The organism is Saccharibacillus endophyticus (genome assembly GCF_013185185.1).
Lineage (GTDB): Bacteria > Bacillota > Bacilli > Paenibacillales > Paenibacillaceae > Saccharibacillus > Saccharibacillus endophyticus.
The window spans coordinates 534,834-557,803 of the sequence record NZ_JAAZWE010000004.1; the positions used below are offsets into that span (position 1 = coordinate 534,834).

At 57.7% G+C, this 22,970-nt stretch carries 19 protein-coding genes; 6 read left to right on the forward strand and 13 right to left on the reverse strand.

Annotated elements, in window-relative coordinates; genetic code table 11:
- Positions 1-10: 10 nt before the first annotated feature.
- From HRQ63_RS16960 to HRQ63_RS16970, 3 genes are all read right to left on the reverse strand, one after another.
- On the reverse strand, positions 11-1,189 hold the full coding sequence (locus tag HRQ63_RS16960; RefSeq protein ID WP_172245892.1) for an AbrB family transcriptional regulator: 1,179 nt from the start codon (positions 1,187-1,189) through the stop codon (positions 11-13).
- Between the two features lie 187 nt (positions 1,190-1,376).
- Positions 1,377-2,099: an SDR family oxidoreductase gene (locus tag HRQ63_RS16965; protein ID WP_172245894.1), complete on the reverse strand. Its 723-nt coding sequence runs from the start codon at positions 2,097-2,099 to the stop codon at positions 1,377-1,379.
- A gap of 86 nt (positions 2,100-2,185) precedes the next feature.
- Complete coding sequence (locus HRQ63_RS16970) at positions 2,186-2,635, reverse strand: SRPBCC family protein (protein ID WP_172245896.1); 450 nt, start codon at positions 2,633-2,635, stop codon at positions 2,186-2,188.
- 155 nt (positions 2,636-2,790) lie between these two features.
- Here HRQ63_RS16970 and HRQ63_RS16975 point away from each other — a divergent pair, with 155 nt between their 5' ends.
- Positions 2,791-3,675: an AraC family transcriptional regulator gene (locus HRQ63_RS16975; protein WP_172245898.1), complete on the forward strand. Its 885-nt coding sequence runs from the start codon at positions 2,791-2,793 to the stop codon at positions 3,673-3,675.
- Positions 3,676-3,773: 98 nt separating this feature from the next.
- Here HRQ63_RS16975 and HRQ63_RS16980 read toward each other — a convergent pair whose 3' ends face one another.
- Positions 3,774-5,210 (reverse strand): Gfo/Idh/MocA family oxidoreductase, encoded by a 1,437-nt coding sequence (locus tag HRQ63_RS16980; protein WP_172245900.1) that lies wholly within the window; start codon positions 5,208-5,210, stop codon positions 3,774-3,776.
- Positions 5,207-6,145 (reverse strand): LysR family transcriptional regulator, encoded by a 939-nt coding sequence (locus tag HRQ63_RS16985; protein WP_172245902.1) that lies wholly within the window; start codon positions 6,143-6,145, stop codon positions 5,207-5,209. The genes HRQ63_RS16980 and HRQ63_RS16985 overlap by 4 nt, the downstream gene beginning before the upstream one ends.
- 173 nt (positions 6,146-6,318) lie before the next feature.
- Between HRQ63_RS16985 and HRQ63_RS16990 the strand changes: the two genes are divergently transcribed.
- Positions 6,319-7,326 (forward strand): alpha/beta fold hydrolase, encoded by a 1,008-nt coding sequence (locus tag HRQ63_RS16990; RefSeq protein ID WP_037285505.1) that lies wholly within the window; start codon positions 6,319-6,321, stop codon positions 7,324-7,326.
- Between the two features lie 116 nt (positions 7,327-7,442).
- Here the strand turns inward: HRQ63_RS16990 and HRQ63_RS16995 are convergent, their stop codons facing one another.
- Together HRQ63_RS16995 and HRQ63_RS17000 are read right to left on the reverse strand one after the other, a co-directional pair.
- A complete protein-coding gene (locus HRQ63_RS16995; RefSeq protein WP_172245904.1) occupies positions 7,443-7,985 on the reverse strand; it encodes a GNAT family N-acetyltransferase in 543 nt (180 codons plus the stop codon).
- 155 nt (positions 7,986-8,140) lie between these two features.
- Positions 8,141-8,506 carry a cupin domain-containing protein gene (locus HRQ63_RS17000; RefSeq protein ID WP_172245906.1) on the reverse strand — a complete coding sequence of 122 codons (366 nt, stop codon included), beginning with the start codon at positions 8,504-8,506 and terminating at the stop codon, positions 8,141-8,143.
- A gap of 129 nt (positions 8,507-8,635) precedes the next feature.
- Between HRQ63_RS17000 and HRQ63_RS17005 the strand changes: the two genes are divergently transcribed.
- The gene (locus HRQ63_RS17005) at positions 8,636-9,499 is read left to right on the forward strand and encodes a LysR family transcriptional regulator (RefSeq protein ID WP_172245908.1); all 864 of its coding nucleotides are present in this window, start codon (positions 8,636-8,638) and stop codon (positions 9,497-9,499) included.
- Between the two features lie 109 nt (positions 9,500-9,608).
- Here HRQ63_RS17005 and HRQ63_RS17010 read toward each other — a convergent pair whose 3' ends face one another.
- The 4 genes from HRQ63_RS17010 to HRQ63_RS17025 all read right to left on the reverse strand — a co-directional run bounded on the left by HRQ63_RS17010 (position 9,609) and on the right by HRQ63_RS17025 (position 15,196).
- Positions 9,609-12,116, reverse strand: coding sequence for an MMPL family transporter (locus HRQ63_RS17010; RefSeq protein WP_172245910.1), 2,508 nt, complete (start codon positions 12,114-12,116; stop codon positions 9,609-9,611).
- A 13-nt stretch (positions 12,117-12,129) separates the two neighbouring features.
- The gene (locus HRQ63_RS17015; RefSeq protein WP_172245912.1) at positions 12,130-12,762 is read right to left on the reverse strand and encodes a TetR/AcrR family transcriptional regulator; all 633 of its coding nucleotides are present in this window, start codon (positions 12,760-12,762) and stop codon (positions 12,130-12,132) included.
- Positions 12,763-12,965: 203 nt separating this feature from the next.
- Positions 12,966-14,378 (reverse strand): branched-chain amino acid transport system II carrier protein, encoded by a 1,413-nt coding sequence (gene brnQ / locus HRQ63_RS17020; RefSeq protein WP_172245914.1) that lies wholly within the window; start codon positions 14,376-14,378, stop codon positions 12,966-12,968.
- 149 nt (positions 14,379-14,527) lie between these two features.
- Positions 14,528-15,196 (reverse strand): GntR family transcriptional regulator, encoded by a 669-nt coding sequence (locus tag HRQ63_RS17025; RefSeq protein ID WP_172245916.1) that lies wholly within the window; start codon positions 15,194-15,196, stop codon positions 14,528-14,530.
- 331 nt (positions 15,197-15,527) lie between these two features.
- Here HRQ63_RS17025 and HRQ63_RS17030 point away from each other — a divergent pair, with 331 nt between their 5' ends.
- From HRQ63_RS17030 to HRQ63_RS17040, 3 genes are all read left to right on the forward strand, one after another.
- A complete protein-coding gene (locus tag HRQ63_RS17030) occupies positions 15,528-17,255 on the forward strand; it encodes a hypothetical protein (RefSeq protein ID WP_172245918.1) in 1,728 nt (575 codons plus the stop codon).
- A complete protein-coding gene (locus tag HRQ63_RS17035) occupies positions 17,252-20,452 on the forward strand; it encodes a DEAD/DEAH box helicase (protein WP_172245920.1) in 3,201 nt (1,066 codons plus the stop codon). The genes HRQ63_RS17030 and HRQ63_RS17035 overlap by 4 nt, the downstream gene beginning before the upstream one ends.
- Positions 20,453-20,829: 377 nt before the next feature.
- On the forward strand, positions 20,830-21,270 hold the full coding sequence (locus HRQ63_RS17040; RefSeq protein ID WP_172245922.1) for a GNAT family N-acetyltransferase: 441 nt from the start codon (positions 20,830-20,832) through the stop codon (positions 21,268-21,270).
- 137 nt (positions 21,271-21,407) lie between these two features.
- Here the strand turns inward: HRQ63_RS17040 and HRQ63_RS17045 are convergent, their stop codons facing one another.
- Both HRQ63_RS17045 and HRQ63_RS17050 read right to left on the reverse strand, forming a co-directional pair.
- Complete coding sequence (locus HRQ63_RS17045) at positions 21,408-22,244, reverse strand: endonuclease/exonuclease/phosphatase family protein (RefSeq protein WP_172245924.1); 837 nt, start codon at positions 22,242-22,244, stop codon at positions 21,408-21,410.
- Between the two features lie 267 nt (positions 22,245-22,511).
- A complete protein-coding gene (locus HRQ63_RS17050; protein ID WP_172245926.1) occupies positions 22,512-22,961 on the reverse strand; it encodes an Lrp/AsnC family transcriptional regulator in 450 nt (149 codons plus the stop codon).
- Positions 22,962-22,970: the final 9 nt, after the last annotated feature.

The window sequence follows — 22,970 nt, forward strand, 5'->3', positions numbered from 1 at the left end:
CCCGCGCTTCTTATCGCCGACCTGCGTTTCCGTCGGCTTCGCTTGCCCGCATCTTTCCTTCTCCCGATTCGGGAGAAGTTTTCGTTTTCGCTTCGGATCTGCGATCCGTATACCGGAACAACACTCGCAGCAGCGGAGGAATCGCGAAGAAAATGAAGAACGTCCGAAACAACTGATACCCCGATACGATCGACAGATCCGCACCGATCGAGTGGGCGATGACGCCCATCTGATCCATCCCGCCCGGCGCGAGACTCAGCAATGCCGTCGGTGCCGTCACGGGCTGCAAACGCGTCAGCAGCACCGTCAAGCCGAAAGCGCCGACGATCAACAGTACCCCGCTGAGCAGGGACAGCGATAACGTGCGGACTTTATTTTGAATCCGGGCAGGCTTGAGCAGCGTTCCGACGTAAGTTCCGAGTGCCAGCTGTGCCGCGGCGGTCAGTGCGTGAGGCAGTTCCGGCGCATGGAAACCCGTTGCCTGAAGCAGCGCGGTGCCGAATGCCGGACAGAGGAGGAACGCCGTCGGAAATCGTACTTTTTTCCCCAGCAAAGCCAGTCCTGCGCATAACGGCCCGTATACGAAAATATTCGGAAACAAGCCGCTCCATGGAATGCTTTCCGCCGCTGCGACCGCTGTCGCTTCTCCTGCCTGACCCGCAAAAAGAGGACTGTAGATCATCAGCGGGATACCGACGATAATCAGCAGCAGCCGCATCACCTGATTGACCGTCACCAGCGTCAGATCGACGCCTTTGGTCTCTTCGGCCAGCACGACCATCTGCGATAATCCGCCGGGAACGCTGCCGAGCAGCGACGTTTTGAAATCCGTGCCGGACAACTTGCCGATCACGAACGAAAGACCCGCGCATAATAACAGAAGCAAAAAAGTCATCAGGATCATATACGGCACCTGCGTGCCCATGCGCCGCAAAGCTTCGCCCGTCAGCGCCAGGCCGATCGTATAGCCGATCAGGATCAGCGCTCCGTTGCGCAGCGGCGACGGCCAGGCGTAAAGCTTCTTTTTCAGTACGTTGGAACCGATCAGAGACGCGAGCATCGGTCCTCCGAGCAGCCAAGGCACCGGAAGGTTCAAAGCCTGAAAAAGCAGCGCTCCCGCAAGCGAGATCAAGGCCGCGGTCCCGATTCGCGGCCACGGGCTTCCCGCTTCGGATAATCGATCGCTCATTGCTTATTCCTTCTTTCTTCGAACCTTTGTATTCGCCGAAAAACATATTTCTTTATTATACGCTTTCCTTTCCTCCGGCGCCAAACGGACAAAAAAGCGAAAGCGCCGCTTTATCGGCGCTTTCGCTTGATTTTGCTTTCTTGAGTCCCCCCGGACTTCGCCCGGTCATGCGGGGATCGCGTGCTTGTTACCAGGGAATCTCGCCGTTTTCGTCAAAAAATTTGCCGGACGGTCCGTCCTCGCCGATCACGGCCAATCCCGCTACCGTGCCGGCGGAATGCTCGACGCTTCGCGGACCGCTGTTGTTGTTCATGTCCGTGGCGGTATAACCCGGATCGACCGCATTGATCTTGATCGGCGTTCCGGCGAATTCTTTGGCGAACATGACCGTCACGGCGTTAAGCGCCGTTTTGGAACTGTTGTAATCCAGCGGATTGACGCCGTAATGCTCATGCGACGGATCGCTGTGGAAGGTCAGGGAACCGAGACCGCTCGAGACGTTGACGATTCGGCCGCTCGGCGCTTTTTTCAACAAAGGAAGCATCGCTTGAATGGCCTGGATCGGTCCGAACACGTTGACTTCGTACACCTTGCGGATGTCTTCCATGCTTTGTTCGCTCGGCACGTTGCCGCCGGCCCCGATGCCCGCGTTGTTGATCAGCACGTCCAGGGAAGGCGTCAGGCCCGCGATCGTTTCGGCCGCCTCCGAGATCGCGGACGGATCCGCCATATCGATCCGGACGTATTCGGCTTCGATGCCTTCATCCCGCAGCTTGCGAACCGCTTCCCGGCCGTTTTCTTCGCTTCGCGCTCCCACAAAGACGAAGTATCCCCGTTTGCCCAGCTGCCTGGCCGTTTCGTACCCGATTCCTTTGTTGGCTCCCGTAATGAAAACCGTCTGCTTGCGCATCCTCGTTCATCTCCCGTTTATCGTATTCGGCGGCCGCTCGTAGGCAGACTGCTACCTGGTATATACCCCAAACCGCGCCGAACTTCTTACCAACCGAAATCCAGCGTCCCGCCCGTCTCGCACCAAGTCTTGATCGAACTGATCACCATCGGCCAAGCTCCTTTCGCGTTATCTGCGGCAGGATGGTTCTCGCTCCACTCGTCGTTGACCAGCGTCAGCTTAGTCGTCGTACCCGCCTCTTCCAACTCGAACGTCACCACACTCGTAAGCTCGGCATGCCGCTCGCGGTAAGACGGGCCCGGATGTTCGAGATAGGCCAACTTTTTCCCGGGCTCATAAGCTTGAATATTTCCGTACACGTGCACCGTCGCATCGCCCTCGCTGCCCGGACCGACATACTCGAACGGAGCGCCGACTTCAAACGAAGACTTCAATTGCGATCCGAAAAAGGCAGCCTTCGTCCCTTCCGGCGACACCAGCGCTTCCCAGACTTTCTCCGGCTTGGCATCGATATAAATCACGTATTCCAGCTTCATGATTGAACCTCCCTGTAATGGATTCGAATACCGCTTTTCTTGGATGACGCTCTCGCGTTGCCGCGGCTTCCGTGTTACAATCAGCTTAACTTAAGGAACGTATATTCGCATTGTAAAAACGCGACAGCCACTTGAATAAAAAACGGGAGGACGGCATGGATCACTTTCCTGAAAATGAACGGGCAAAAGATTGTGCGGCGACGCGAACCCACGCTCCGCGCTCCCCTTTTTTCGATTCGTCCGAACCCCGCCTCGGCGTGCTCAATCCCGAGATCGGCAAAGATCATTTTCGCCTGCTTCGTTACGATCCCGCGCCGGAGCTTGCGAACTTCGTCCGCCATTATTGGACCGTCGAGTGGGATCTGAGCGGGGCGAAGCCGTATCAGCAAGAAGTCGTGCCGAATCCTTGCGTCAATCTCGTCATCGAGCCGGGACGTACCGCTGGTTATATGCCGTCGACCTCGCGCTTTGCCTATCTGCTTCAAGGAAAAGGCAAAGTGTTCGGCGTCAAGTTCCGGCCCGGCGGCTTTTATCCTTTTTACCGCGAATCGCTGTCGGAATTGGAGGGACGTCCGCTTCCGGTCGATCGCTTCCTGAACACGACGGCCGAATCGCTGGAACAAGCGCTGCATACGAAGGATAACGCCGCATTATGCGAACTTCTCGACCGGCTGCTGCTTGATTCTTGTCCGGAAAAGGATGCGGAGACGCAGCTGCTGCATCAGATCACCGCTGCCATTGCCGACGAGCGGGAACTGACGAAGGTCGACGCGTTATGCGAATCGATCGATATGGAAAAGCGTACGCTTCAGCGGCTGTTCAGCCGACGCATCGGCCTCAGTCCCAAATGGGTCATTCGACTGCATCGTCTGCAAGAAGCCGCCGAAGCACTGGATCGCGGCGGCGGGCAAGGCACGGTTCCCAAGCTGCTGCATCTGTCGCACGACCTGGGCTACCACGATCAGGCCCATTTCATCAAAGATTTCAAAGCCGTGATCGGCGTAACGCCGGAAGCTTATGCGTCCGGGGCAAGAGGATAACGGCCGCGTCTGTCCGAATCGCGTAAAAGACCCGGCTCGTCGCCATTGCGCGAGCCGGGTCTTTTTTTGAGAATTGACGCTTATCTGTCATTCGACGATCAGATCGTCGCGCACGGAAACGCGGGAACCTGTCGGTTCAGTACTTTGCTCAACGCGCGAATCACCAGCTCATGATCCCGTCCTTCGCGCAACCCGCTTAAGGAAAGCGTCGCCGCCCATTCTCCGTTCGCGCGAATCGGGAAAGCGCCGCCTGACGGAACGAAGTGCGGCATATTCGCCATCTCCTCGCTCCATTTTCCGTTCAGCTCGTGATCGACGTGCATCCAGACGCTGGAATGTCCCGTCGACAGGGCCGCCCTGCGTTTCCCTTCCATGTAACCGATATTGCGCGCGGCTTTGCTGTCCATGACGTATTGGAAAATGACCAGCCCGTCGCTCTCCCGGAAGATCGAAACGGCAATCTCGCGGTCATATTCCTTCGCCAATTCCACGATCGTATTTCCCAACTCCAAGGCTTCCTTCGATCCGAACGCCTCATATTGCAGAAGCTCCTCCTGCTCGGCCAATACCTCCAGACACTCCGGCGTATAGGTCAGTCCTGCGCGAACCGCATCGAGAATCTCGGCGCAGCGCAAGGACGCGGATAACGGCATAATATCGCTCTCGGTACGTCCCTGCTGCAAACATTCCGCAAAATGATGCACTTCGCTGTAAAAATCATCGATCTCGTACGGAACATTCACCTGCTCGGGCTCTTGTCCGTCCCGGTAAACGGTCATGCTCACCGGACGATGGAGATCCTGAACGACGATTCGCCCGTTCTCGCCCTGCAGCACGGCAACGCGTTCTTTTTGACGATCGAATGCGCATTCCAATCCGGCCTTTACGTCGCCGGCATGCAGCTTGGCATCGATGTAGTAATCGACGAAATCCTGCTGATTGGCGGCGACCGTTTCCAATGTAAGGCTGCCGGCGGAAAAATCTTCGATCCAGCTTGCGCAGTATGTACCGACATCCAGCAGCGAACCGCCGTGGCCGGGCTGCACATGATAGGTGTTCAATCCTTGCGGCATTTCGTTGCACAGGCTGGCATAGATCGAAGTGATTTTGCCGATCTCGCCCGCATCCACTCTGCGCCGGAGTTCGCGGTAAAGCGGCACGAAGCGCTGCTTCATCGCTTCCATAAACAGCACGCTGCGGCTCCGGGCCGCGTCGGCGATATCCTGCATCTCTCGGAGATTGAGCGATGCCGGTTTTTCGCACAGAACGGCTTTGCCCGCATGGATGGCTTTAATCGCCCATTCATGATGAAGTTGGTGCGGCAGCGCCAGATAGATCGCATCAATGTCGGGATCAGCCAATAGCTCGTCGTGCGACAGATAAAGCTTGTCGGCCGGATGCTTGTCGGTAAACGTCTTCAGCTTGTTCTCGTCGCGCCCGCTAATTGCGTGCAGCGTACTATTCGGCTCATGCCCTACGGCAGCGGCAAAGCGATGAGCAATATTGCCCGCGCCGAGAATTCCCCATTTGATCATGAAATCCACTCCTTCGCGATGGTTGTCGTCTTGATTGTATCATCTCCGCGCTCCCTCAGCATTTCTCTGGACGCTTCCATGAACGAGGCAATAACGGGCGAAAGCCATTTGTCTTTATGCCATAACATCTGCGTGCGGACGCGAAGATGAGAGGTGTCCAAAGGCAGAGTCACGAGCTCTCCGCGCAGCAGTTCGGCCTGCACGACGATCTCCGGCAAAAAAGCGATCCCGATCCCCGAAACGGCGCACTGTTTGATCGCTTCGGCGCTTTGAAACTCCAAATACGTGATATCGTCGACGCCTTCTTTTTCGAAAGAACGGTCGAACAGCGTCCGGTACGGGCAGCCTTTTTCGTTCGTCAGGAATACTTCGCCGCGAAAATCGTGCGGAGACAGCGACGTGCTTGCGGCCAGCGGATGATCGGGAGCGGCAAACAAGCGGAAATGCTCGTCGATCAGCGGCTCTACCGCCAATCCGTTCGAGCGTACTTCTTCGTCCAACACGTACACCAGATCCGCCGTTCCTTCGAACAGCGCCTGCTTCAGTTCCCCGTTCGGCACGGAACGGAAGATCAGGCGCACGCCGGAATGCAGCGAACGGAATTTGCGAAAAACGGCCGGAAGCCGATACGCGCAGATGACTTCGTTGGCGCTGACCGTCAGCGTACCGTTCAACCCTGCGCCGCCCTGCAAGTCGCCGCGCGCTTCGTCCAGCTTTTCGAACACGTCCCGGACATGGTTCAAAAAGCGCCTGCCCGCTTCGGTCAGCACCAACTGCTTGCCCAAACGGTCGAACAACGGGACGCCGAGTTCTTCTTCCAGCGCTTTGATCTGCATCGTGACGTTGGACGGCACATAGTTCAGCGCTTCGGCGGCACGCGTGAAATTCAAAGTGTAAGCGACCGTGCGAAACGTGTTCAATTGCCGGAGTTCCATATCGTTCCGTCTCCTTTTATCTTCATTTTATTTGAGTATAGCGTTCAATTACGTTCACTTTTATTGAACATTCAACGGCTCTATACTAACACGGGAAGACGCGACGGGCCTACTCGCGGAGATCATGCCGTCCACATGCCCGACCGTTTTATCATGAAAGGAGCGATACCTAAATGGACTACGAGATTTTCAATCTGGGCGACGCGAAGCTGCAATCGGGAACGACGCTGCCGGGCGCTTTTCTCGCTTATAAGACTTACGGACGTTTGAACGAGGAAAAAGATAACGTCATTGTGTATCCGACCGCTTTCGGCGATACGCATGCGCAGAACGAATGGCTGATCGGCAGCGGGAAGGCGCTTGATCCGGACAAGTATTTCATCATCGTGCCGAATTTGTTGGGAAACGGGCTGTCTTCTTCGCCGAGCAATATGCCCGCGCCGTACGACCGGTCCCGTTTTCCTCGGGTCAGCGTCTACGACAACGTGGCTTTTCAATACCGGCTGATCCGCGAAAAATTCGGCATCGACCGGATCGCGCTCGTCGTCGGCTGGTCGCTGGGCGGCATTCAAGCGTTCCAATGGGGAGCCAGCTATCCGGAAACGGTACAGCGAATCGCGCCGTTTGCCGGAATCGCAAAGCCGTGGCCGCATACGTTCGTGGTGCTGGACAGCTTGAAAGCCGCGCTGCTCGCCTCCGTCGGCTTCGATCCCGGCAGAACGGACGACTTGACCTCCTCGGATATGCGCGCCGTCGGCAAGGTGTACGCGGGGTGGGGACTGTCGCATGCTTTTTACCGGGAAAAGATGTACGGGCAGATGGGCTTTGACTCGTTGGAATCTTTCGTGAGCGGCGTGTGGGAAAACAGCTTTATGAACATGGACCCGCATAACGTGCTGGCGATGCTGGCGACGGGGCAAAGCGCGGATATCAGCGATAACGGGATGTACGGAGGAGACTTCGACCTTGCGCTGCGGAGCATCACGGCCCGCGCCTGCCTCATGCCGGGAAGCACGGATTTGTTTTGCCGGGCGGAAGACAATGAATATGAAGTTGCGCGAATGCCGAATGCCGTTTGCAGCCCGATTGTATCGGATTGGGGGCATTTCGCGGGGCGGGGAATCAATCAGGAGGATAATGCGTTTATCGACGGGCAGTTGAAGTCTTTATTGGAGTCTTAAGCAGAAAGATGCGCGGCAGATTAAACGCGCATCGGCTAAACATCCATGCAAAAACCGCCGTTGAAGGCTTTGGGCCCGCGGCGGTTTTTCGTGTGCGGTTCGCCGGCCGATTCTTCTCAAGACTCTCGGCGGCTCGACCATTCTTTTTTCAGCAGCGCGTACAGGAACGTATTCTCGTATTTCGGCGTCCCGTCTTCGTTTGTCGTGAACGAAACGAATTCCTTCATGCAACCTTCTTGGCGCATGCCGAGCTTCTCGCACAGCTTTTGGGATCTGAAATTGTTATCCTCGACGTAGGCGTACAATCTTCTCGCTTCTTTTTCCTCGAACAAATGATGCAGCAGCGCTTCCGCGCTTTCTCTCGCCAGCCCTTTGCCTTCGTAAGCCGCGTTGAAATTCCAGCCGATGCTGAACGTATCCGGTTCTTCTTTCATGCAGAACAGTTCGCCGATCAGCATATTGTCTTCTTTGAGCGCGACCGCAATCTGGGAGTCGTCTTCGCTTCGCTTGCGGACTTCCGTCAAAGCTTCTTCCGGCGTATTGATCCGGCCGTCCAAAAAGCAGTTTACTCGGTGAGCAGACATGTAGGCGAGCAGTCCGGGAGCGTCCGACTCGGAGAAATTGCGCAGGATCAAGCGATTCGTTTCGATATTTTTCATGGGCTCGTTCACTTCCTTCTATTAAAAATAATAAGCATGGGTTCAAAAACTGCGGTTTTCGCTTCCCGAAGACTCGGCTTCGTTTAGCGACGTTCGGGCTTTCTGCTTCAAGTGTAACGGAAGGTTGTGTTTTCGGTATGTTTTTTATCGGGATGTCAGATCCAAATATCGTTGGCCGCGGTGCGGTCCGATTCCGTATCGCCGGTATTTAATACCCCTTTCGGCTCCACCAGCATAACTTGGCACTCGCGCTCGGCAAACGGTTTGTGCTCGACGCCTTTCGGCACGACGAACATCTCGCCTTGGGGCAGCTTGACCTGCCCGTCGCGGAAATCGATGACCATCTCCCCTTGAATCACGACAAATACTTCGTCCGTATCCCGATGAACGTGCCAGGCGAAATGTCCTTCGATCTTGACGATCTTGAATTGGTAGTCGTTCATCTCGCCGATCACTCTCGGAGACCAGTGTTCGTGCAGCAAAGAAAACTTTTCGCTCAGGTTAATCGCTCGGTAATCCATGTTATCCCGCCTTTTGATGATATTCGATTGCTTGGTTCCCCCAAGTTCACACGTCCTTTTGCATCGCGTAAAATCATAAAAATATAGATTTATCATCACTTTTCGAGATGCAAGGAGGTTCGCATAGGCTTGGACATCAAATCGTTGGAGATCTTCAAAGCGGTCGCGATCGAGCAAAACATCACCAAAGCGGCGGAAAAACTGAACTACGTGCAGTCCAACGTGACGGCGCGCATTCAACGTCTGGAAAAAGAATTGGGCGTCGCGCTGCTGTACCGTTCCCATAAAAAAGTATCGTTGACGCCTGCCGGACGCGAATTTTTGCCTCATGCCAACAAGCTGCTGAACGATTTCGAAGCAGCTTTCGAAGCGATGAACCCCTCTTCGGCGCCGAGCGGACCGCTGCGGATCGGCGCGATGGAATCAACGGCCTCCACGCACTTGCCGCTTATTTTCGCGCGCTATCATGAACGGTTTCCGCAGGTGGAATTGAGCATGACGATAGCGCCTACCGTGGATCAGATCGAGGATATCCTCACATACAAAGCGGACGGCGCGTTCGTGGACGGACCTGTTTTGCATCCCGAAATCGTCGAATACCCGGTGCTGGAAGAATCGCTTGCGTTGATTACGGCTTACTCGACGGACCCTTTCGTTTTGACGTCGATTTTGGAAAAACTGCTGCTTTCTTCGTTCGAACACTGCATTTATTTGGGACGCTGGCAGCACTGGTTGAAAGACAACGGGCATCAGCCGATGAAGGTGATGGAATACGGCACGTTGGAAGGCGTTCTGAAATGCGTGGAATACGGACTGGGCGTGACGGTTCTTCCGATGTCCATGATTGAATCGAGGATGCAAGGCCGATTGAACGCTTACCCGCTGGAAGACTCTTACCGGATCGTGCCCACGGTGTTTATCCGGCGCCGGGACACGTACAGGACGGCCGCGCTTTCGAAGTTTATGGAAGAAGCGGGCATCGTCGTTCCTTGATCGGTTTAGTCGGCAGCTTTCGCTTGTGCCGCTTTTGCATGAAAAAAGAACCCGGCGCTTTCGGCCGGGTTCTTTTCGGGTATCGGTATTTGTTGCTTTTATAAACGGATTAACGCCCTTTCGCAGCCTCGGCCGCTTCCTGCGCCTTCAGCTCTTCGATCAGCTTATCACCTTCGACGTCAAGGTTCGGCAGAATCTTGTCCAGCCATTTCGGCAGTGCCCAGGCTTTGTCGCCGAACAGCGACATGACCGCCGGAACGAGCGTCATGCGGATCACGAACGCGTCGATCAGGATGCCGATCGCCAGCGCGAAGCCGATCTGCTTGATCATGATGTCGTGCGTGAAGATAAAGCCTGCGAACACGGCAACCATGATGACCGCCGCCGCCAATACGACGCGGCTGGCTTGGCCGTACCCATGGATCACGCTGTCGTTGCCGCGGTGTCCGTGCACGTAGGATTCGCGCATGGACGAGACGAGGAACACTTGATAATCCATCGCCAGGCCGTACAAGATGCCCGTAACCATGATCGGCATGAAGCTCAGGATCGGACCCGCCGTATCGAACGCGAACAGGTCATGCAGCCAGCCCCATTGGAACACGGCCGTCGTCAGGCCGAACGTGGCCAGGATACTGAGCAGGAAGCCGACCGTCGCCTTGATCGGCACGACGATCGAGCGGAACACGAGCAGCAGGATGATCAGCGACAGCACCACGATGATGCCGACGTAGATCGGGAATACTTCCGCCAGCTTCGCCGACATGTCGATATTGACCGCCGTCACGCCGGTAACGCCCAACTTGATGCCGTTATCGGCGGACAATGCGGCATTTTCGTCGCGCAGCGTCGTGACCAGATCCTTGGTCGCTTCGTCGTTCGGTCCGGTTTTCGGAATGACGCTGAACAGCGCCAGCTTGCCGTTCTCGCTGATGCCCAAAGGCGATACGACAGACACGTTATCCACCTGCTGGATGCCTTGGGTGAGCGCGCCCAGCGTTTGCGGCGTCACGTCTTCGCCGTTTGCCGATTCGGCCACGATCAGCAGCGTGCCGTTGAAACCTTCGCCGAAGCTTTTCGAGATCGCGTCGTAACTTTGGCGCTTGGCGGTATCCAGATCGGCCGAAGCGGCCGACGGGATCGCCAGATCCATTTTCAAAGCCGGAATGGCCGCGACGCCGAGCACGACGACGATCAGCAGGATCACCGGCCAACGGAATTTGATCACGCCGTGAATCCAGCGTGCTTTGGACTGTTTTTGCGCGCGGGAAGCTTGGTTTGCCGCTTCTTTGTCGCGCGCTTTGCGGGAGCAGATGCGCTCGCCGATCAGGCCGAGCAGCGCCGGCAGCAGCGTGAGCGCGATCAGCACGTTGAGCAGTACCGTCACCGAAGCGACCAGCGCCATTGTGCTGAGGAACGTGATGCCGATGACGAGCAGACCGCATAACGCGATGATAACGGTCAGGCCCGCGAAGAACACGGCGCTGCCCGCGGTGCCGATCGAACGGCTGGCCGCTTCTTTGGCACTCAGTCCTTGATCGAAGATCAGGCGGCGCTGGCGGTTGATAATGAACAGCGCATAGTCGATGCCGACCGCAAGGCCGACCATCAACGCCAGTACCGGCGTGATCGAACTCATGCTCAGGTACGTCGAGAGCGCGTACGCGCCGCCGACCCCGATGCCGACGCCGAACAGCGCGACGACCAGCGGCAGCCCTGCGCTGACCACGGAGCCGAGCGTCATGATCAGAACGATCACGGCGACGACCAGACCGTACACTTCGTTCGTGCCGATCGGGATATCGAGGGGCAGCAGCGATTCGCTCGGCAGGGCTTTGAGGCCCGTTTCGTCCGCTACGCCTTCGACGGTGTTGATTACCGATTCTTTGACTTCGTCGGAGATCGCGGACTGCTGGACGGTGAATTGGAACTGGAACAGCGCCGCGCTGCCGTCGTTCGCGACGGTCACGCCGATGACCGGCATGCCGTCGACGACGAGCTGCGTGTACGGCGGCAGTTCGGCGGAACCCGCCGCTGCGCCCTGCTGCGCGCCTGCGGCCGGATCGGTTGCGGCTGCGCCTTGCTGGGCATCGGCATCGGTTCCGGCCGCGCCCGGCTGCGCCATCTCGGCGCCCTGCTGGGCGTCCGCGTCATTGCCGGCCGCGCCTTCCGCTCCCTGCTGCGCGGCGGCATCGGCTCCTTGAGCCGCTCCGGCGGACGTATCGCCCATGCCTGCCGCTCCTTGAGCGGCCTGCGCTTGTGCTTGAGCCATCGCCTGCGCGGCCAATTCAGGCGCATTCAGCACCTGGTCGAGGCCATACACTTCATTAACAGCTTCCTGAATTGCCGCGAGACGTTCAGGCGTATTCAGGCTTTCGCCCTCGGGAGCGACGAATACGACGCTGCCTTGTCCGCCGGACGCTTCCGGCTGCACTTCGGCCAACTGGTCGAGCACTTTTTGCGACTCCGTGCCTTCCAGCTTCATTTCCGAGCTGACGCTGACTCCGTTGATGCCCAGCAGCGAAATGACGAGCGCCAGAACGACGACCCATCCTCCGATGAACAACCAAGGCTTGCTGTAAGCCGACTTGCCTAATCTGTACAGAAATTTGGACACTTGTTTTCGCTCCTCAAAATCCGTTTTTCAAATAGCCGAACGTCATCTTCAAAAACTCGTCAAACGTCATTGCATCAGGTTCTTCCCGAGGTTCTTCACCCGGAAGCTGAACCTGAACTTCTCCTTCGAGCACCGACAAGACGGCTCCGAATACAGCTCCTACCAAAAGATGCGGATAGCCCTGAACATAACGATCGCCGCAAACCCGCTGCAACTCGATCTGAGCCGCCGCTTGAAGACGATGCAGGACATTCAACACGTACGGTTCCAAAGTCGGGTACGACTTGGAAAGCACCACAAGCTCGCGCAGCTTCCGCAGCAGGTTAGCCGTGAAGTTCATGCGTAACCACTGTTCGAGCGCTTCGAGCGGTGACCCTTCCGCCGGAAGCGAATCCACTTCCCGCAGAACCTCTTCGCGCTGCTGATCGCCTTCTGCGCTGCTTAAAGAAACGACTGCCATCGCGACCGCTTCTTCTTTGCATGAAAAATGATTGGCAAACGTTCGCCGCGAATAATGCGCACGCTGCACCACATCCTCGATCGTAAAGCCGTCCAATCCCTTTTCCAACGCCAGCTCAAAAGAAGTTCGCGCCAGTACATGCCAGGTTTCTTCCTTTTTCAGATCACGTAGGCTTTGCTTGGCCATGTTTGCCCTCCTTTCCGCGCTGAATTCTTTCAGTCATTTGCTGAAACATCTGAAAATGACTATATCATTTCATTACCCAATGTGCAATGTTTCCCATTGGGAACTTATAAAATTTGAACATTCATGGCTCGACAGTACAAAAAAACCGGAACTCCGACAGAAGTCGGTTCCGGTTTCGATCCTTTTCGCAATCAACTGCCGATTCAATCTCCGGCGGTCGATCCTTTATCCGAGTTGACTCTCGCCGCCGCTTTGGCAGACGGTTCCGACGAAGTTCCGCGCGCGGTCAACCCTTCCGGCTTGCCGGTGAACTTCGCGACGATCGCGCCGCCGATGCCTCCGACCACGGCCGGAAGCAGCCAACCCAGTCCGACGCCGTACAACGGAAGGATCTCGGCAAACAGACGTTCAACCGCCGTCAGTTCGATTCCCGCCGCTTTGATCCCGTCGAACAGGCTAACCAGGAAGGTCAGCAGCATCGCGCCCTGGTACACTTCTTTTCTGCCTTTGAACAGCGGGTGCAGGAACGTGAGGATCACCAACGCGATGACCAGCGGATAAAGCATCATCAAGACGGGTACGGATACTTTGATCAGCCCGTTCAGGCCGATATTGGCAACGAGCGCGCTGAACGCCGCCAGCGTTACCGCGATCTTTTTATAAGACAGCTTCGGAAACAGTCCGTGGAAGAACGTCGAACAGGATGTGATCAGTCCGACGCAGGTCGTCATGCAGGCTACCGTAATCATCAAGCCGAGCAAAACGGAGCCGTAAGCGCCGAAGTAATGCGACGAGACTGCGGCCAGCACGTCGGCGCCGTTGCCGAGCACGCCGAGTTTGCCGACGCTCGATGCGCCCATATAGGCCAGCGACGTATAGATGAAGGCAAGCAGCACGGCCGCGATCAGGATCGCTTTGGCGCAGGCGCTCATCAGCGCTCCGCGCCCTTGCACGCCCCGGTCCTTCAAAGCGCCGACGATGATGATCCCGAAGATGACGGCAGCGAGCGCGTCCAGCGTCAGATAACCTTCCTGGAATCCTTTGAAAAAGGCGTTCGCCGCATAGCTCGCATCCGGCGCTTCGAATTTCGCGATCGGATACATCAGCGCGGCAGCGACCAGCACGCCGATAAAGGTCAGCTTAAGCGGCGTCAGCACCCGGCCCACGACGTCGATGATCCGCGTCGGATTCAGCGACAGCAGGCATGCGAGGCCGAAGAAGACGGTCGTGAAGATCGCCAGCGCCAGATGGTGCGAATCGGCGGCAGGCAGCAGCGGCTTCACGCCGATCTCGAACGAGACGCTGCCCGTTCTCGGCATGGCGAAGAACGGACCGATCGCCAGGTACAGCACGACGGTAAAAACAAGTCCGAACGTCGGATTGACGCGATCGGACATCCCCCGCAGATCGCGTTCGCCCGAGAACACGAACGAAGCGACGGCGATCAGCGGCAGACCGACTCCGGTTACGAGGAAGCCCGCATTGGCGGACCAGACGTTCGATCCGGCCATCTGGCCGAGCATCGGCGGAAAGATCAGATTGCCCGCTCCGAAGAACAAGGCGAACAGCATGGCACCGAGTATGATCACGAACGATAAAGGCGCTTTTTTCGACATAATGATAAATCCTCCAGTTGTAAAACCTGATGCGTAGGCTGAGCAGCTTGTCCAAGCCGAGAGTGCAGTCGACATACCAGGGAATCTAAGTGTGGCGGGCGACGCCTTCGCGTACACGCCCTAATGCGATAAAGTAAAATGGTAACTGCTTAAACGGTCGGCTCATTCTTGGCATGGTAAATATCGACCGCGCGCAGCCAATTTCGACGGGAAATCAATCTTGCTTTCTCGCCGTCCCCCCGTTCAAAAGCCTGAAGCAGCAATTCATGATCTTCGATCGAATCCTGCGTCAGAATGATCGAGTTATGGAAAAACAAACGGCGAACATGCGCCTGGAACATGGAGATCGTGTTGGAAATGTACGAATTCTCCGTCAGCTCGACGATCGCGCCGTGGAATTCTTCGTCAAGCTTCAACGCGTAGGCGGTATCGCCTTTGCCCAGCGCTTCGCCGAACTCCGCATTGAGCCGGCGCAGCTCTTCGATCTGCTCGGGTACGATCGTCGTAGCCACAAGCTCGGAAGCCAGCGATTGCAAAGCGGCGAGCGGCGGCAAAATCTTCGTGATGTCTTCGCCGTCCACTTCGGTTACCTGCGTGGATACGCCCGGATTCATCTCGACGAAGCCTTCCGCGTTCAAAAGCTGAAGCGCTTCGCGGACAGGAGTGCGGCTTACGCCGAGCGCGCCCGCAAGCTCCGCGTCGTTCAATTTCTCCCCCGGCCGCAGCGTTCCGTCGATGATCCATTCCTGCAATTGCTGGAAGGCGCGCTGTTTCGCCGACAGTCGGTTGGGTGTGGAAAATCCTGCTGGAATCGGCATAACGCCCTCCTTCAAATCTAACATTGTCATGACAAGATTCGTTCATTATAGACCTTCAAAAACCTTCATGCAATATATTGCATACGTTTTTCAAAAAAATTTATATCCGCGCCAGGCGTACATGATGTTCGGAATCGTTTTCGAAAACCTTGCCGCTGCGTCCTCCGCTTGCAGAAGCGTCCGCAGTACAGCGCTTATATTCCGGGGTATACTTTTCGACGGCAAAAAATCGCGTGCGCCGACCGGGTACAGACGTTCGCTTATGCGTGTTATAATAGGCGGACATTGCAATCACTGCCCTTGCGGGAGAAGAACGGGAGACGATAACGGCATGGACGGAAATATAGCATTCACCGACGAACAATGGAATACGCTCGTGCAGGGAGTCGCGGAAGCTTATGACGACCTGACGTTGAAAAAAGGCTTTATGCTTGAACGCATCGGGAGCATTCAGCAGTTGTCCCTGACCGAAGAGCGGCGGCTCGAAGCCGAGGTCAAAGATAACGACGGCATCCGCCGTGTCGAGCTGGCGTTGGACTTTCCCGCCGGAGGCAGCTGCGACTGCACGGACCGGAAGCCCTGCCGCCACCAGGCCGCCGCCCTGATGAAGCTGGCCCGGCTGCACGGGCGCCCGGTCTCCGCGCTGGCCAATGCGAGCGCCGCGGCCGCCGCTTCCGCCAAAACGGCGCAAGCCCCGGAAGACGGCTCGGCGGCATCGGGCAAAGGAACACACGGTCAGACCGATTCAGCGATGCAGCCAAGTTCGATAACCGGTTCCGCGTCCGTTCCCCGCGCAGAACATCGGGGCACCCGCGCGGCAGCCGCCTCCGAGGAAGAACAAGCCAGGGAGGCCAGCATCGAGCAAGCCTCCGTGCTCGCGGCCTCCGGCATTTCGGCTTGGCATCGCCGCTTCGAACAAACCGCTGCCGCGTTGGCGGGAAGAACCCGCAATCCCAAGTTCGCGGAGCTGACGCTGGCCGGGATTTTCGAAGACATGCCCCCTTTTCGCCCGGGCATCGAACAGCTGTATCGCCTGAACGCGCATCTGTTCGTTTTAAAAACCATGATTTCTTCTTCGAGCGGGTATTATGCGCATCTGGCCGTATCCGACACGGCCGCCGCCATGCAGCAATGCCTGGATACGCCTTTGGCCGACCGCCAGGATACCCAAGTGACGGAACGCTTGCACGAGACGATCGGGCTGACGCGGCGGCAAATGCTGACCGAAGACCGCGAACAAAGCGCTTTTTCTCAGGCCTATTATTCGCTGCTTCGTCATTGGGCTGCTCCTCTATCCGAAACAAGCCCGACAGAACGCGACGACGTCTACGAGTCCGAGTTTCAATATCTGATGGACGAAGAGCGCGAACTCGGACGTTCGTTGAATCGGCAGGCCTGGCTCGGAGCCAACGCCTGGAGCCGATTCTGCCTGAAGCAGGACGAGAAAGCCGAAACCCTGCTGAACGAAGCGGCGGACAAACCTTATTTCTCGCTCAAAAAACTGCCCGACTTTCTGTCTCCGCTCGAAGAAAACGAAGAATGGGATCGGCTGCTCGGCTGGTTGGAGACGTTCGGCCCTTTATTGGAACGCGCGCGTGCCGGCCTGGCAGACTACGGCCGACTGTGGGACGGGATGCTGGCGCATCGGCCCGAGGCCGAAGAGATCATGTGGAAAACGCTCGGCGGCATGCTGCCGTACGCGTCGGACTTTTACGAAGCCAAGCTGCTGGAACGCGAACGCTGGGAAGACTGGATGGATTTTCAATTGGCGACGGGCGCGGAGCCTTCCAATTTCAAAGTGACCGACCTCGCGCCTATCGAAAAAAACGCGCCCGAGCAGCTGCTGCCTTTTTACCATCAGGCGGTCGAGCGGTTCGTGGAGCAGCGCAACCGCGACGGCTACAAACGGGCGGCGAAGCTGCTCAAACGATTGGAGAAATTATATAAAAAAACGAAGCGCGAGGAACGGTGGGACGTCTTTATGGCCGGCTTTAACGCCCGGTACGGACGGCTTCGCGCGCTTCAGGAAGAATTGAAGAAAGGAAAGCTGATGTTATGAACGCAGTGATGGAGACCGTTACGGTACATGCCGTGCTCAGCGAGTACGGCGACGCCCTGATTTACGGAACGAAGCCGACGTACGGCGCGGTGCCGGGATTGTATTTCAAGCAGTTGTTGTTCGCTCGGCACGAAGAATCTTTTTACGGCACGGATCTTGAGATTCAAAGCAGCGGCGACATGGAGCTTGTGCTGCTGCCCGCGGAAATGGTGCTGTCGTTTTTCGCGGACCGGCCATTATTGAAGTCCGTTAACTGGAGCTTCGACGGAGACGCCGAGCTGTTGGCGCGCCACGCTCCGGCACTCGCGGCAAGCATCGCCAAGCGGGCGTTCAAGCCGGACTTCGGCGCTTACCGCTCGGGCAAGCTGCAATGGAAATGGGATCGGCACGCGCTGAAGGAACGTCAGCACGCTTCGGTGCTGGCGGCGCTGGATCGCGGCAAGCTTCAGGCGGCGAACGCCGAAGCCGAAGCGCAGGATGCGCGTAAAAAGCAAAGCAACGAAGAAGCGTACGAGGAAGCGATGTTCGGCGGGCGGGACGAAGACGAAGTGTCTGCGGAAGAAACGTTTCTGACCGGGCTGCGCGCGGCGTATTCGGCAGCCGTGTTCCAACGCCGTTACGGCACGGAACATGCGGCGCTCGACCTGCGGCGCGAGCATCCGCGCTTGTTCGATCGCGGCGCGTCGGCGGCCGGGCTGGACGAGGACGCGTGGCTGGTCGCGGTCGGCTGGCGCGAAGATTCCATGCCGTTCCGTCCGGTCGTTCGCTTCCTGGAACCGGACGAAGACAGCTCCGATTGGCGGTTGGAACTGGCTTTGCAGGATAAAAAGGACGAGACTTCGCTGTCTCCCATCACGCTCTCGGATACGGGAATCGCTGCGGGAAAATGGCCTTCGGCTTGGGAAAAGCATGTGCGCGAGCGCAGCGCCGAATGGCTGAAAAGCCTGCGCACCGGGCTGCCGACTTCGCGCGTGGCGGCGGGGACGGATATTTTGGGGCGCGGCATGAGCGGTCCGGCGGCCTGGCAGTTCCTGACGAAAGACAGCCCGAGGCTGTTGGATAACGGTTGGCGCGTGCTGCTGCCGGCTTGGTGGCAGGCCGCGAGCAAAAAGAAACCCAAGCTCAAAGCGCGGGTCAACGAAGAAGAAGGCGACGGCAAAAAAGGCGGCAAGTCCGTGTTCGGCCTCGATTCCGTGCTCAACTTCGACTGGCGCATCGCGATCGGCGACGCCGAGTTCAGCGAAGAAGAATATATGGAACTTGCGGCGCGCAACGAACGTCTGGTGCAGTTCCGCGGCGAATGGGTCGCGCTAGATCCGGCGCTGCTGACGCAGATCAGCCGGGCGATGAACGGACTGGACAAGCGCAGCGGCTTGTCGTTCCAAGATATTATTCAGCTTCAATTGCTGAAAAAAGAAGAGCAGGAAGGCGAAGACGAAGATCACGCCAAAGCCGAACTTCAGGCGCGGCTGGAGATCGAAGTCCAGCTCAGCGGCCACCTCTCCGCGCTGATCGACCAGCTCGGCCAAAAAGAAGCCTGGCCGGAGATCGAGATCCCGCGCGGGCTTCGCGCCGAGCTGCGCAATTACCAGCGCGAAGGCTTCGGCTGGCTGGCGTTCCTGCGCCGCCTGGGGCTGGGCGCCTGCCTGGCCGACGATATGGGCCTCGGCAAAACCGTGCAGCTGATCTCGTATCTGCTGCACGTCAAAGAAAGCCGCGCCGAAGCGTTCGCGGCCGGACAGCCGCTGCGCGGCGGCGATCCCGACCGCTATGCTTCCGGCGGCGACGGCTCGGCAAGCAGTGCCGCGCCGAACGGCTCGACTGCCGCTTCCGCATGGCTGCCCAAGGACGACGGCATCATCCGTCCCGGTTCCTATCCGCTGGAAGCTTCTCTGATCATCTGCCCGACGTCCCTGCTCGGCAACTGGCAGAAGGAAATCGCGCGCTTCGCGCCCGACCTCCGCGTCATGCTGCACTACGGCGGCAACCGGCGAACGGGCGAAGCGTTCGCCGCCGCGGCCTCGGACGCCGACGTCGTGCTGACGTCCTACGCCACGTCGGCGCTCGACCAAGACCTGCTGCGCGGCTTCGACTGGCTGACCATCTGCCTCGACGAAGCCCAAACGATCAAAAACGCGCAGACCAAGCAGTCCACCGCGATCCGCAGTTTCAAAGCGCTGCACAAGATCGCGCTGACCGGCACGCCGATCGAAAACCGCTTGGCCGAGCTGTGGTCGATCTACGACTTCATGGTGCCGGGCTACCTCGGCGGGCCGAAGTCGTTCCAAGAACGCTTCGCCAACCCGATCGAAAAAGAACAGAGCGAAGACAAGATCGTCGAGCTGCAAAAACTCGTCAAACCGTTCATGCTGCGGCGCAAAAAGAAAGACCCGAACATCCAGCTCGACCTGCCGGAAAAAAACGAGATGAAGACGTACATCCATCTCACGCCGGAACAAAGCGTGCTGTACGAGCAGGTCGTCAAGCAGCTGCTCAAAGAAATGCCGCAGCTTGAAGGCATGAAGCGCAAAGGCGCGATCTTGTCGGCGCTGACGCAGCTCAAGCGGCTGTGCGACCATCCGGCGCTGACCGCCGGCGCCGACGGCGCGGCCGACCTGGACGAAGCGCCGGATCTCGACACGCTGATCGAACAGTCGGCCAAGCTGTCGCGGCTCGTCGCGATGGTCAAAGAGCTGCGCGCTGAAGGCGAGCGCTGCCTGATCTTCACCCAGTACATCGGCATGGGCGAAATGATGCAGCGCGTGCTGAGCGAAGAGCTGGGCGAAAACGTGCTGTACCTCAACGGCAGCACGCCGCGAACGGTGCGCGAGCGCATGATCGAGCAGTTCCAGGAAAAAGAGCAGCCGGCCGGCGAGACGACCGCCGTGTTTATCCTGTCGCTCAAAGCGGGCGGCGTCGGCCTGAACTTGACCGCGGCCAACCACGTTTTCCACGTGGACCGCTGGTGGAATCCGGCCGTCGAAAATCAGGCGACCGACCGGGCGTACCGGATGGGCCAGACCAAAGACGTCCAGGTGCATAAATTCATCTCGATCGGTACGCTGGAAGAACGGATCGACGATATGCTGGAAAGCAAACAGCAGCTCAGCGACAGCGTCATCGCGGGCTCGGAAGGCTGGATCACCGAGCTGTCGGACAGCGCGCTGCGCGATTTGTTCACGCTGCGGAAGGGCTGACCGGAGCATGACGCACGCGCGGAACCAAGCGCGGCAGCGACCTTTTCGACAACATCGGAGTCCACTCCCGTCGCTGTCCGTCGCTGTCCGTCGCTGTCCGTCGCTGTCCGTCGCTGTCTGTCGCTGTCTGTCGCTGTCTGTCGCTGTCGCAAATGTTGACGTTTTGATCCTATTTTTGCTATAAAAAGGACTGTTCGAGTCGAATGCGTGCATGATGTCAGCAATTTTTCAAAACCGGAAAAATCGCGCTAAAATGCGCGCATTACGTCAACATGTTCTGTGCCATAAGTCCGTAACGCAAATCGCTTTGCAATCGACTATGCCGCTCCGCACCTGCTTTTTACAAAAATATTACCGGACATGCAAAGGAGACCCACATGAACGATCACGCACAACGCTCCGAACCGATTCTTGCCCATGAAATCCCGCAGCCGGAGGAGTATATCGAACTGCGCGTCGCGGCAGGCATGAGCCCGCGCACGCTCGAAGCCGCGCAAAACGGCCTGCCGAACTCGCTGTTTTGCGTGACGCTGCGCGAAGAAGGCCGCCTCGTCGGCATGGGACGCGTGCTCGGAGACGGAGGCTGCGCTTATCTGATTTCCGATATCGTCGTCCATCCTTCGATGCATCGGCGCGGTCTCGGCAAGCGAATCATGACCGAGATCGAAACGTATCTGGACGCCAACGTCCCTCCCCGCTCGTTCGTCAGCCTGATCGCCGATACGCCGGCCGACGCGCTGTACCGGCACTTCGGCTTTATCGACACGGCTCCGGCTTCGATCGGCATGTACCGTCCGAGCGCGCCGCGCCAGTCCTGAGCCTTTTTCGAAATCGGCCTGCAAAAAGCAATGCGCGCTTGAAGGTCAACGTTCGCCCGACGGCGAAAAGACCTCGTTTTCCGCTCTCACGCGGATTTCGGGGTCTTTTCGGTAGTCGCATTTTGTTTTCCTTGCCGCTATACTTCCGCCGCGACGCCGAAATGATCGGATACGACCGGGCCGTTTTTACCGTCCAATACGACCTCCGACTTCTTCGCCGCGATCGGGCTGCCGGACAGAATATAGTCGATCCGCAGCGGCTGCTTGTTGTCTTCCCAGCCGCCGATGGCTTTCAGCACGGTCGAACCTTCGTCTTTTTCGTCAGCAGCCGTATGCAAATCGCACCAACCGTGCTGCATGACATAATCGTAGCCTTCGCCGCGAATCTGTGCCACATTGTTCAGGTCGCCCAGCAGGAACAATTTTTCGCCCGCATCGCGCAGAGGCTTAAGCAGGGCTTCCGCCCGGTCCCACTGCGGACGGAACGGCTCTTCCTCGTCATGCCACCAGCCGCAGTGCGCGCTGAACAACCAGATCGGCTCCGTATCCGGTCCGCCGAGGGTCGTCTTCACCCCGAGCAAACGTCGCGTCTTGTAGTTCAGGTAGTCGCGAAGACCCGAGACATAACCGTATAAGCTGTCCGTAATCGGCTCGCGCGTAAGCACGGCTACCCCTTCGTCGTAACGGCCGCGGTAAGCGCCGTGCGTCGGCAGCCAGGTCCAATAATAAGGCGTTTCCAATCGTTCGAGCAGAAGCAGCGCGTAATTATCGGCACGAATGACGACGCCCGGCTCTGCCTCCGCATACTGCGTCAAACGTTCCGCTCCCGCCGCTTCGGCTGTCGCCGACTGATTCACTTCCTGCAGCGCGATGCCGTCGAAGCCTCTTTCGTTAATGAAGTCCGCCAATTGCGCGATCTTCTTCTCCTGCTCTTCTTCATGCCAAGCATGCGTGTTCAGCGTCAGCAATTTCATGATGATCACCCGTATCCTCGAATTTCCGCTTTTCGTACATTTAGTGGTGCAAGGTACCCGCGAATAGATAGCTTCAGTGTAACATACCTCCAAAAAACGACGCATGAAAGCAGGCAAAAGAAAAGCCGAAACCGGCTCTTCCGAGCCGAGCTTCGACTTCCCTTTTCTTATGCTTCACTTGAAACAGCCAAGCGACACAGCAAGCATAATTCCGATTGCTTCGTATCAGCCGATCGCCGCTGTTCTCCCGCAGATCGGGACGGTCGTTCAATTCGCCGCTTCTTCCGGCGGCAAAATCGGCCGATTCGCCACGGGCGAAGCCAGCACGACGGACGTTTGCACATTGCCGAAATCCATCAGGCGGTCGACCAGCTCACGCAGTCCCGGGGTTCCCGCAACGGTGGCCTGGAGAAAATGACTCGCCGTTCCCGTCACGCGATGACATTCGACGATATCGGATTCCCCCTGTGCCCATTCTTCGAACTGCTTCGGCGTGACCCGAAGGTCCGAAACCTGGATGACGAGCCGGGTATCGCGCCCGACCGCCTGCGGAGAGACGCGGGCCGTATAGCCCTCGATCACTCCCCGTTCTTCGAGCCGATGAAGCCGTTCCGCCACGCTGGGACGGCTGAGCGCCAATTCCTGCGACAGCGAAGTGACGTTCATGCGGGCATTTTGTTGCAGCAAACTGAGAATCTTTACATCCAAAGCGTCCAAATCCCCATC

Coding starts and splice junctions, on each gene's coding strand:
- HRQ63_RS16960 (WP_172245892.1), bottom strand. CDS start 1,189: ATGAGCGATCGATTATCCGAAGCGGGAAGCCCGTGGCCGCGAATCGGG.
- HRQ63_RS16965 (WP_172245894.1), bottom strand. CDS start 2,099: ATGCGCAAGCAGACGGTTTTCATTACGGGAGCCAACAAAGGAATCGGG.
- HRQ63_RS16970 (WP_172245896.1), bottom strand. CDS start 2,635: ATGAAGCTGGAATACGTGATTTATATCGATGCCAAGCCGGAGAAAGTC.
- HRQ63_RS16975 (WP_172245898.1), top strand. CDS start 2,791: ATGGATCACTTTCCTGAAAATGAACGGGCAAAAGATTGTGCGGCGACG.
- HRQ63_RS16980 (WP_172245900.1), bottom strand. CDS start 5,210: ATGATCAAATGGGGAATTCTCGGCGCGGGCAATATTGCTCATCGCTTT.
- HRQ63_RS16985 (WP_172245902.1), bottom strand. CDS start 6,145: ATGGAACTCCGGCAATTGAACACGTTTCGCACGGTCGCTTACACTTTG.
- HRQ63_RS16990 (WP_037285505.1), top strand. CDS start 6,319: ATGGACTACGAGATTTTCAATCTGGGCGACGCGAAGCTGCAATCGGGA.
- HRQ63_RS16995 (WP_172245904.1), bottom strand. CDS start 7,985: ATGAAAAATATCGAAACGAATCGCTTGATCCTGCGCAATTTCTCCGAG.
- HRQ63_RS17000 (WP_172245906.1), bottom strand. CDS start 8,506: ATGGATTACCGAGCGATTAACCTGAGCGAAAAGTTTTCTTTGCTGCAC.
- HRQ63_RS17015 (WP_172245912.1), bottom strand. CDS start 12,762: ATGGCCAAGCAAAGCCTACGTGATCTGAAAAAGGAAGAAACCTGGCAT.
- brnQ (WP_172245914.1), bottom strand. CDS start 14,378: ATGTCGAAAAAAGCGCCTTTATCGTTCGTGATCATACTCGGTGCCATG.
- HRQ63_RS17025 (WP_172245916.1), bottom strand. CDS start 15,196: ATGCCGATTCCAGCAGGATTTTCCACACCCAACCGACTGTCGGCGAAA.
- HRQ63_RS17030 (WP_172245918.1), top strand. CDS start 15,528: ATGGACGGAAATATAGCATTCACCGACGAACAATGGAATACGCTCGTG.
- HRQ63_RS17035 (WP_172245920.1), top strand. CDS start 17,252: ATGAACGCAGTGATGGAGACCGTTACGGTACATGCCGTGCTCAGCGAG.
- HRQ63_RS17040 (WP_172245922.1), top strand. CDS start 20,830: ATGAACGATCACGCACAACGCTCCGAACCGATTCTTGCCCATGAAATC.
- HRQ63_RS17045 (WP_172245924.1), bottom strand. CDS start 22,244: ATGAAATTGCTGACGCTGAACACGCATGCTTGGCATGAAGAAGAGCAG.